The organism is Alcanivorax sp. (assembly GCF_002726155.1).
Lineage (GTDB): Bacteria > Pseudomonadota > Gammaproteobacteria > Pseudomonadales > Alcanivoracaceae > Alcanivorax.
The window spans coordinates 1-9,375 of the sequence record NZ_PBSH01000034.1 but is presented as its reverse complement, the minus strand read 5'-3'; the positions used below and the strand labels follow the sequence as shown (position 1 = coordinate 9,375).

Below are 9,375 nucleotides of genomic sequence, written 5' to 3'. Positions count from 1 at the left end.
GCAGCACCAACCCTATGGGTTGGTGCTGCCGGGCCTGACATTGGCACCGGATACCGGTGATGTGCATCGCTGGCGCTTGCTGGATGCGTTGGCCTGTTACCCGGAGTTCTGATGGCGCGTATTTACCAGGTTCCTTCTCATACCCGGCTTTGGCTGACGCTTGCGGTAACGTTCTGTGCGCTGCCTCAGTTACTCAAAGGCCCGCTTTGGCAGGGTGGTCTGTTTGCGTTGGTGATCGCGATCCGTGCCCTGGTCAACCGTCAGCGGATGGCGCTTCCCGGGCGTGTTATTCGCAGCATGTTTCTTATGGGGGCGGTGGCGCTCACCTTTTACAGCTTTGGTCGCCTGTACGGTCCGGAAGCGGGGGTGGCCTTGTTGGTCTCCCTGTTTGGGCTCAAGTATCTGGAAGTGGTCAGTCAGCGTGATGCCTACGTCTTGCTGGTGCTGGGCTTTTTTGTTTGCGCGACCTCGTTACTGTTCTCGCAAAGTCCGTTGATGTTTTTGTATGTGCTGCTGTGCATGGTGTTGCTAACGACCTGTCTGGCGGGCATCAACCATAGCGACACTCGTGCCAGCGGCATGCAGCACCTTAAACGCGCCGGCATCATCATGGCCCAGGCGGTCCCCTTGATGCTGATTCTGTTTGTGCTGGTGCCCAGGGTGGCGCCACTGTGGAACATGCAGGTGGGCAACGGTAAAGCGCGCACCGGAATGACCGACAGCATGACCCCCGGACAGATCAGCGAACTGTCAGAGTCGTCTGCGCTGGCGTTCCGTGTCGCTTTTGACGGCGATATGCCGCCGCCGGCAGAGCGCTACTGGCGCGGCCTGACATTGAGCCATTTTGATGGCCGGGCCTGGCAGCAGGCCATTCCCCGCGGCATGGATGAGGCTAACTACCTGTACAGCGGTCGTGGGCCGGCACCGGACTGGGTCGATGCCTTGACGGCCGGGCGGAGTGACGGCACCAGCTATGCGTATCAGGTCATTGTCGAGCCCACCCAGCGGCGCTGGTTGTTTGCCATGCCGGTACCCTTTGTCAGTGAGGGAGGCATCAGCCTGGCCCGGGACATGCGGCTGGTGGCCAACAACCCGGTGAGCCAACGGCAGAGCTATCAGGTGGTCAGTGTGCCGGCGGCAACCCGGCAGTTGCCATTGGCTGAGGAAGAGAAGGCGCTGATGCTGTCGATTCCTGAGGAGAGTGGTCGTCGTGCCCGTGGCCTCGCTCAGCAGTGGCGACTGGAGAGCCAGTCTGATGCGGCAGTGGTGCAGCAGGCGTTGAGGTACTTTCGCCAACAGCCTTTTCACTACACGCTGCGCCCGCCTAAGCTGGTAGCCGACCCCATCGACGATTTCCTGTTCCGTTCGCGCAAGGGCTTCTGCGAGCATTATGCCTCCAGCTTTACCTTCCTGATGCGCGCTGCCGGTATTCCTGCCCGGGTTGTGGTGGGCTATCAGGGGGGGGAGCAGAATAGCCTGGGTTCCCACTTGCTGGTGCGTCAATACGACGCCCATGCCTGGAGCGAGGTGTGGATTGAGGGACAGGGCTGGGTGCGGGTAGACCCCACCGGAGCGGTGGCGCCTGAGCGCGTGGAGCGAGGGTTGCGGGCTGCCCTTGAGGAGGCCGACTCCGGTGATGCGCTGGGCGGTATCCAACTCGATGGCTTTGCCGGCAGCGGCTTGCTGGGGGCCATGCGCGAGTGGGCGGATTATGTGGATTTCCGCTGGCAGACCTGGGTGTTAGGGTATGACAGCCAGCTGCAATTGTCGGTGCTGAGCAAGCTGCTAGGCCAGGTGACACCGTTGCGTGTAGCGGTAACCCTGATGGTGTCTGTGGCATTGCTGTTGGGGCTGTATGGCCTGTATCTGTTCTGGCGTAACCCGGTCCATAGCCAGTCGCCCATGGAGAAGGAATTCTGGCGGTTACACCAGCGTGTACAGGGTTGTGGGCTGGCATTGCCCCCGGGGGTGACCCCTTCACAGTTGGCAGAGGCCATTGCAGGGCGCTGGCCCCGGGCCGCGAGTCCGGCCCGTGACTGGGCCCGTTATTACCAGCGTGCTCTGTACGATCCACGGCAAAAAGCCAGTAAACCGCAAATGCGTCATTTACGTGGCCTGCGAAATCGCTTATACAAATTATTGGACTAGTGTACTAGCCGGGAGGCGGGTACGCTGGTGTTCGCTGCATTGATTTGCTTTGGGTTGTTATGGAGAACGACGAATGCGTGCCGCAAATTACAAGAAAGCGTTGGAGCTGACAGAGCACACCCCCTGGGCCCAGCAGTTCTGGGATGATCTGGTGCCCCTCAAGAACAAGGTCGTCAACCACCCGGTATTCGCGGAGATGGCCAGTGGCCAGCTGAGCCTGCCGCGTTTCCGTTGTGCGTTATTGAATTTCTATCCGCTGGTGGAAAACTTTCCCAAGTACATGGGCCTGAACCTGGCGAAAACCCTGCCGGGCCGCTTTCCGGGCCATGAGCAGGCAAAGAACTGGCTGATCGGCAACATTAAGATTGAGCAGCGCCACGCCTATTGGTACCAGGACTGGGCGATGGGGTTTGGGCTGACACTGGAAGACCTTGAGTTTGTTGAGCCTCCCGCGGCTATGGATGCGGTGAATAATTTTCTCTGGACCATGGGCCGGCAAGGTAGCCTGGAAGAAGGGATCGCCGCGACCAATCTGGCCATTGAGTGGGCAACTGGTGAGTGGAGCCAGAGTGTGGTCAAGGGTATGAAGGCGTATCAGGAAGACGGCATCGCCACGATTAATCGTCACTCCATGGCCTGGCTTCGGGCTCATGCCTCTTACGATGACGATCACCCCCATGAAGCCATGGAGCTGGTGAAACTGATTTGTGTGGATCAGGCAAGTCGCGAACGCGCTTTCAAGGCGGCCCAGAGGGGGTTGGAGTATTACATTCAGGCGCTGGATTATTGCTATCAAACGCCGGAAGCTTGAAGCCGGATGCCTGACGCTCGCGCCTGACCTTTACCGTTAGGCGTCCTGCGTCAGGCCTCGGGCGTTCCTACATATACACCTTCAGCTTGTCGCGAATCACTTTCTGAATGGCCTTGATCTCCATGGGGGAGCGGTCCACCAGCTTGGACGGTTGGATGCGGTGCAAGTGCAGGCAGGGAAAATCCTTGCGGAAGGCGCGCAAGTCACCTTTGGTGATGACCGGCAGAAAGGGTACTTCCTTCGTTTCTTTTTTCATCAGCGCCCACAGACCCACTTTCAGCGGCACTGGCTTGATGACACGCTTGCCGTACTTGAGCAGGCGCAAGGTCAAAAACAACCCCTCCTTACCGAACAGGTCGCCGGGAACGATGTACATGCCGCTGGCATGCACACTGTGGTCACCGATGCTATTGAACGTATCGTGGTACGCATAGGGATTAGGCAGAATAATCATTGAGCGATCATCGTCATCGGGCAACGAGATGTCGTAGTTGGTATAGAGCTGCTGTACGGGCGCACTGTAAACGCACAGTGTTTCCTGGAACTGCTTGATAAAATTGACTGCCCGCTTGTGGTTGTCAAACTGGTCCAGTTTCCAGATTAGATGCTCAGGAATCCCCAAATCATTCAGCATAAATCACTATCTGACGTAGTTATTAATTATTAGCTATATGGGCAGAATATAGCATAGGTTTGCTCGTCACGAGCATTAGTGTGCGATGAAAAGTGGCAGCGTGACGGTGGTCACGGCGAAACGGCGACGGACGTAACGAATGGCAACAGTTTTTCCAGTGGACCAGGCGATTCCCCCGCTTTTTCAGGCGTTAAAGGCGCACGGGCGTGCCATTCTCGAGGCCCCGCCGGGGGCGGGGAAGTCCACCCGTGTACCACTGGCGCTGCTGGACAGTGAGTGGGGCCAACGCGGGAAAATCCTGATGCTGGAGCCACGGCGTGTGGCGGCCCGGTCGGTGGCCACGTTTATGGCCTCGCAACGGGGAGAGCCCGTGGGGCAATCGGTAGGCTACCGCACCCGTACCGATACTCGAGTCAGTGCACAGACGCGTCTGGAAGTGGTGACCGAAGGCGTGCTGACTCGCATGTTGCTCAACGATCCGGAACTCCCCGGTGTGAGCCTGGTGATCTTCGATGAGTTCCATGAACGCTCGTTGAACGCGGACCTTGGCCTGGCCCTGATTCTGGAGGCGAGTGAGGTTTTTCGTCCTGACCTCGGCCTGCTGGTGATGTCCGCCACGTTGGACTGCGGCCCGCTGGAAACCCTTCTGCAGGCGCCGGTGGTGAGTAGCGCAGGGCAGAGCTACCCGGTGTCCGTTGCCTATGCGCCGGTGCCCGCCCGCCAGGACTGGCGCAACCATTGCGCGGAACAGGTGATGAGACTGAGCGGCGACGCCGGGGTGATGCTGGTCTTCCTGCCCGGGCAGAGCGATATGCGTCGTATTGCCAGTCAACTGGATCAGCGGGGCTGCCCGGTGCCGGTGGTCACGCTGCATGGTGGCTTGTCTCTGGACAAGCAGCAGAGTGTGATTGCACTGGCAGCCAGTGAGCCGCAGCTGATCGTGTTGACGACCAATGTGGCAGAAACCAGCCTGACCATCGAAGGGGTGACCCACGTGGTCGACAGTGGCTTTGCCCGCGAACCGGTCTATGATGCTGCCCGGCACCGTACCCGGTTGGTGACCCGCCGCATCAGTGAGGCCAACGCCCGGCAACGTAGCGGGCGGGCAGGGCGCCTGGGCCCAGGCCATAGCCTGCGATTGTGGGGGGAAGCGGATGTGCTGGCGCGATATCAATTACCGGAAATCCAGCGTGTGGGGCTGGACCGTCTGGTACTGGATCTGGCCCGCTGGGGCTGTCGTGAGCCGCAACAGATGCCGTGGTTGGATGCGCCGCCGCAGGGCGCCTGGGACAGTGCGCTAGAGCGTCTGCAGCGTGGTGGTGCACTGGATCACAGCGGATCGCTGACGGCACGGGGCGACGCCATTGCTCGTTTGCCGGTGGATCCAGCGCTTGCCCTTCTGTTGATTGTTGCCAGAGAAGCCGGGCTCGCTGAGCCGGCGGCACGGCTTGTCGCGGTGCTCTCCGAGCGGGATATTCTGCCCGGTGAGGGGGTGGATTTACGGCGGCGTTTAGAGGCGCTGGACAACCAGCCGCAACGCTTTGGGGCGGTGCTCGCCGAGGCCAAGCGCCTTGGTGCAGGAGCCAATCAGAGATCATCAGCCTGGCGCGACGCTATGGGCGGGTTGCTGGCCTCGGTTTTTCCGTTGCAGATAAGCAGACTGCGTAGCGGTAGCCAGGGGCGTTACCAGATGGCCGATGGCCCGGGCCTGTTCCTGCATGACAGTGATAGCCTGCAGGGAACGGAGTGGTTATTGGTCATGGATACGGATGGTCAGCCCCGGGATGCGCGTATCCGTCTTGCCTGGCCGCTCACCGGCCCAGAGGTCGAATCTGCCCAGGAGAAGCATGGTCGTTGGCGGGAACAGATTGGCTGGGACGCAGATAAACAGCGGGTGACAGGGCGGCGCGAGCGGGTGCTGGGAAATCTGGTGCTGCAAAGCCAGACACTGGCCTCATTGAGCAATGAGCAGCAGGTATCCGGCCTGCTGGCTGGCATCCGTAGTCTGGGGCTTGCGGTGTTGCCGTGGGAAGACAATTGGCGGCAATGGCAGGCGCGTATTCAGCGCCTGGCTGCCGTGCAACCGGATGCGGATTGGCCGGCTGTAAGTGATGCGGCGTTGTTGCTGAACCTGGAGCAGTGGTTGGCGCCATATCTGGCCGGGATGCGCTGTGTGGCTGATTTGAAAAAGCTGCCACTGGGTGCGGCGTTGTCGGGATTATTGTCGGTAGACCAGCAGCGTCAGTTGCAACAATTGATGCCGGAAACGGTGACGATTCCCACTGGCCGTGTTGTACGTCTGGATTACACTGGCGAGCATGTGGTGTTGGCGGCGAAGCTGCAGGAACTGTTCGGTTTGCAGGCGCTGCCTCCTCTGGCCGGTGGCGCGCTGGCAATCACCGTTCACCTGTTGACCCCGGCCGGGCGGCCGGCAGCCATTACCGATAATCTGGCGCGGTTCTGGGCAGAGAATTATGCGGCAGTGCGTAAGGACCTGCGCGGGCGTTATCCCAAGCATCCCTGGCCGGAAGATCCTTTGCAGGCGAGAGCCACGGCAGTGACAAAAAAGCGCCAGGCCCGCAATGATGCGTCTTGACCGTACGTGGTCGATAAGCTGGATAAGGTGGGCGGCAGCCGGCCTTGTTTCCCAAGGCGCCAGCCGGCTGCCAGCCCGAAAAAGAGCTATAACTGATAGAGGAAGGTGGGCCCGGGAAACTCTCCGCCGTTGTCCTCGCCAATTTCATGGTCAATCAGCGCATTGGTCTTCTCATTCATGCTCAGTAGTAGCGCTTTGTGCTGTTGCGGCTTTGCGGCCAGATTGTCCAGTTCATCCGGGTCCTTGTGAGTGTCATACAGTTCCAGATCGTTGTTCTGCGTCAACGTTGCCCAGTCTGCCGGGCGGTGATGGCTGTCTGGGCTGAAGTAGCGGACAAATTTATAACGCCCGTCGAAACAGCCGCGATGCAGCCCCCGGTTGTTCAGTGCGGGGCCCAGCTTCAATTGGCTAAAGGCTTCTGTCATCAGTCGCATGGGGGTGATCTCGTCACCTTTTTCAACCAGGGCCCGGGTGATCTCCGGGTCGGTGTACAGTGTTACCCCATACGCGAACAGGTGGCCTTTGATGTCTCTGTCTGAGGGGCGCCCTTCTAGTGCTGCTGACAAATCGGTGCCGGGAGTTTGTGTTTCGACCTTACCCCCGGTTGCCAGGCTTAGCAGTGTCGGTACCAAATCCACGGAAGAACCAATATTGTCCACGTCCCGTTGTTGGCGCGCGTCCGGGTGGCTGATGATTAATGGAACCCGGCTGTTCTCCTTGTAGGCGAAGGGCCCTTTCTGTCGAAGGCCATGGGCTCCGGCCATTTCACCATGATCGGCGGTGTAGACAATGATGGTGTTATCCGCCTGGCCGCTTTGCTCCAGGGCCTGCAGTACCTGGTCGACCTGTCGCGACACGTCGCGCAGGCAATTGAAGTAGTAACTCTGGTTGGCCAGCCAAGCGGCTTCGTTATTTTTATCGATGTGACCATAAACGCTGTCTATCAGTTTGGCGTAGGCTTGCTGGCACCAAGGTTTGTTGTCCAGTGACGCCCGAAAAGACCCAGGAAGAGAAATGTGGGACCAGTCTTTTGCGTATACCGGGTCATGGGGCGCAGGACGAAGTGGTGCCATGAACTGCGGATTGGTGCGTGAGCGTGATTGTTTTTCGCCGGTAGAGAAAAACATGATGTCATGGGGATTGACGAAATTGACCGCCAGGAACCAGGGTTTTTCTTCTGTCTGGCCTTTACTCATGAGCCAGCGACACGCTTCGGCGGTAACCATTCTGTCAGCAATGTAGCCCTGCCAGACACTGCCGTGAACATCTCCCGTGAGGTTGTAGTCACTGAAACCATGTGGCTCCAGCGCACGGTTCCTGCTTGGATAGTTGCCATAAAGCAGGCCGGGGCCGTCCTCGATATCGGATAGGTGCCATTTTCCCTTATAGGCTGTGTAGTAGCCCTGATCGCGAAAATGATGGCCCAGGGTTTTCAGCTTGTCGTTGAGCGCGGGAAAGGGGGGCGCATGGAGATTGGCTGTCATGTGGGTGTGCATGGTGTGTTGACCGGTGTACATGACAGATCGGGATGGTGAGCACGGTGAGGTGTTGACGTGGTAGTGGTTGAAGCTGGTGCCCCGCTGGCGCAGCCTCTCGTGGCCGGGAAGATCCAGGGAGCCTGGAAGGTCCAGGCCTGAACGTTCCTGATCGGAAACCAGCAACAAGACATTGGGGCGTCGGTTTTTACGCAAGCCCGGAGCCCCTTTAACCGGGTTGGCAACGGCCAGGGCGGTGGCGCCAAGGCCAAGTTGCTTCAGTGCCGTACGGCGATTTATTTTTGTCATCTGTCTCTCCCGTGGTGACCCGAACAGGGCAGCGTGGACAGAGTATGGTCGGCTTTGCTATAAGCATGGTTTATATATCCATGCGTAAAGGTAATGCCATGTGGCAATTACAGCAGCTCCGCCATTTCGTGGCGATCTATGAACAGGGCAGTGTGTCGGCGGCAGCCCGGCAACTGGGGCTGTCGCAACCGGCATTGAGCCGCAGCATGCAGCGGCTGGAGGAGGCGGTTGGGTTGGTGTTGTTTCAGCGCGACACGCATCACCTGCGGCCGACAGACTTTGCGCAATCGCTTTACCGGCAGGCAAACCGGATTCTGCAGGAAAGTGCGGGTCTGGATCGTATGGTAGGCCGCCACCGTGAAGGCAAGGCCGGGGTCATCAGTATCGGTTGTGGGCCCTTTGTCCCCGATATTCTGATGCAGATGCTGTCCGGGCCAAACGTGCTGGCGCAGGGCCAGCGCCTTGATATTCAGGTGGGTGAATTTCATGCCCTGCAAAAAGGGCTGTATGCCTACCGCCATGATTTCATGGTCTACGACCTGCGTTTGCGGCAACGATTGCCTGACCAGGATGATCTGGTTACGCACCCGTTATTGGCGTTGCCATTACGGGTGGTCGCGTCACCTAAGATCATGGCGGCAAGTACTGTCGCAGGAACTGATGAGCAGGGGTTGAAGGCGCTGGCTTGTGAGCATCGCTGGGCGCTGCCGAGAGTGTCACGAAACTACCGCCGGGAAACGGCAACCTGGCTGACGGCGTTGATGAATGAACGGGGAGGCCCGGATTACCAGCTGGACACGATCAGTTCGTGTCTGGCGCTTTGCCGGGAAGGAAAGGCCCTGACCCTGGCGCCGGATTCCATGATCGCGGGCGATGTGGCGTCAGGGGCTTTGTGTGTATTGCCGCTGGATGCCGGGGTCGATGCGCAGCCAAGCATGTACCGTCTTCGTTCGCACCCCTTGTCGGAACCTGCCGCGCGGGTGTGGCAATTTCTTGCGTCCAGCGAGACTTAAGCCGATCCATCGAGTGATAAGCGAAGGAGGGGGTAAGCTCACGGTTCAATCCAGTAAGCGGTCGCAAGCGTATTGTTTATTCTTGACCCCCGATGAACCAAAAAAGCCCCGCATTTGCGGGGCTTTTTGGTGAAGCAATTACCGAGCCTTAGACAGACTGGGCAACCGGGATCTTCACGGTGTCTGCCACTTCCTGGTACTCGGCCATCTGGTCGAAGTTCAGGTAGCGGTAGATTTCGGAGGACATGGAGTCGATGGTGTTCGCATACTCCATGTACTCTTCCTTGCTCGGCAGCTTGCCGAGGATGGACGCCACAGACGCCAGCTCAGCCGATGCCAGGTACACATCCGCACCCTGACCCAGACGGTTCGGGAAGTTACGGGTGGAG

The 9,375-nt window shown here is 59.1% G+C and carries 7 protein-coding genes; 4 read left to right on the top strand and 3 right to left on the bottom strand.

What is annotated here, in order from left to right; translation table 11 throughout:
• Positions 1-111: 111 nt before the first annotated feature.
• Together CL546_RS10485 and CL546_RS10480 are read left to right on the top strand one after the other, a co-directional pair.
• Positions 112-2,148: a transglutaminase TgpA family protein gene (locus CL546_RS10485; RefSeq protein ID WP_290494759.1), complete on the top strand. Its 2,037-nt coding sequence runs from the start codon at positions 112-114 to the stop codon at positions 2,146-2,148.
• Between the two features lie 73 nt (positions 2,149-2,221).
• Positions 2,222-2,959, top strand: a complete 738-nt coding sequence (locus CL546_RS10480) for a TenA family transcriptional regulator (protein WP_290494758.1) — start codon at positions 2,222-2,224, stop codon at positions 2,957-2,959.
• A 67-nt stretch (positions 2,960-3,026) separates the two neighbouring features.
• On the opposite strand, the gene CL546_RS10475 is transcribed toward CL546_RS10480, so the two are convergent.
• Positions 3,027-3,593, bottom strand: coding sequence for a hypothetical protein (locus tag CL546_RS10475; RefSeq protein ID WP_007149727.1), 567 nt, complete (start codon positions 3,591-3,593; stop codon positions 3,027-3,029).
• 139 nt (positions 3,594-3,732) lie between these two features.
• Between CL546_RS10475 and hrpB the strand changes: the two genes are divergently transcribed.
• Positions 3,733-6,189, top strand: a complete 2,457-nt coding sequence (gene hrpB, locus CL546_RS10470; protein ID WP_290494757.1) for an ATP-dependent helicase HrpB — start codon at positions 3,733-3,735, stop codon at positions 6,187-6,189.
• Positions 6,190-6,275: 86 nt separating this feature from the next.
• Here hrpB and CL546_RS10465 read toward each other — a convergent pair whose 3' ends face one another.
• Positions 6,276-7,973 carry a sulfatase-like hydrolase/transferase gene (locus CL546_RS10465; protein WP_290494756.1) on the bottom strand — a complete coding sequence of 566 codons (1,698 nt, stop codon included), beginning with the start codon at positions 7,971-7,973 and terminating at the stop codon, positions 6,276-6,278.
• Positions 7,974-8,053: 80 nt separating this feature from the next.
• Here CL546_RS10465 and CL546_RS10460 point away from each other — a divergent pair, with 80 nt between their 5' ends.
• Positions 8,054-8,986 carry a LysR family transcriptional regulator gene (locus CL546_RS10460; protein ID WP_290494755.1) on the top strand — a complete coding sequence of 311 codons (933 nt, stop codon included), beginning with the start codon at positions 8,054-8,056 and terminating at the stop codon, positions 8,984-8,986.
• A 148-nt stretch (positions 8,987-9,134) separates the two neighbouring features.
• On the opposite strand, the gene CL546_RS10455 is transcribed toward CL546_RS10460, so the two are convergent.
• On the bottom strand, positions 9,135-9,375 hold a 241-nt coding region (locus CL546_RS10455), incomplete at its 5' end, for a hypothetical protein (protein ID WP_290494754.1).

Excerpts from the sequence above, each read along its gene's own strand:
- CL546_RS10485 (WP_290494759.1), top strand. The coding sequence starts at position 112 with ATGGCGCGTATTTACCAGGTTCCTTCTCATACCCGGCTTTGGCTGACG.
- CL546_RS10480 (WP_290494758.1), top strand. The coding sequence starts at position 2,222 with ATGCGTGCCGCAAATTACAAGAAAGCGTTGGAGCTGACAGAGCACACC.
- CL546_RS10475 (WP_007149727.1), bottom strand. The coding sequence starts at position 3,593 with ATGCTGAATGATTTGGGGATTCCTGAGCATCTAATCTGGAAACTGGAC.
- hrpB (WP_290494757.1), top strand. The coding sequence starts at position 3,733 with ATGGCAACAGTTTTTCCAGTGGACCAGGCGATTCCCCCGCTTTTTCAG.
- CL546_RS10465 (WP_290494756.1), bottom strand. The coding sequence starts at position 7,973 with ATGACAAAAATAAATCGCCGTACGGCACTGAAGCAACTTGGCCTTGGC.
- CL546_RS10460 (WP_290494755.1), top strand. The coding sequence starts at position 8,054 with ATGCGTAAAGGTAATGCCATGTGGCAATTACAGCAGCTCCGCCATTTC.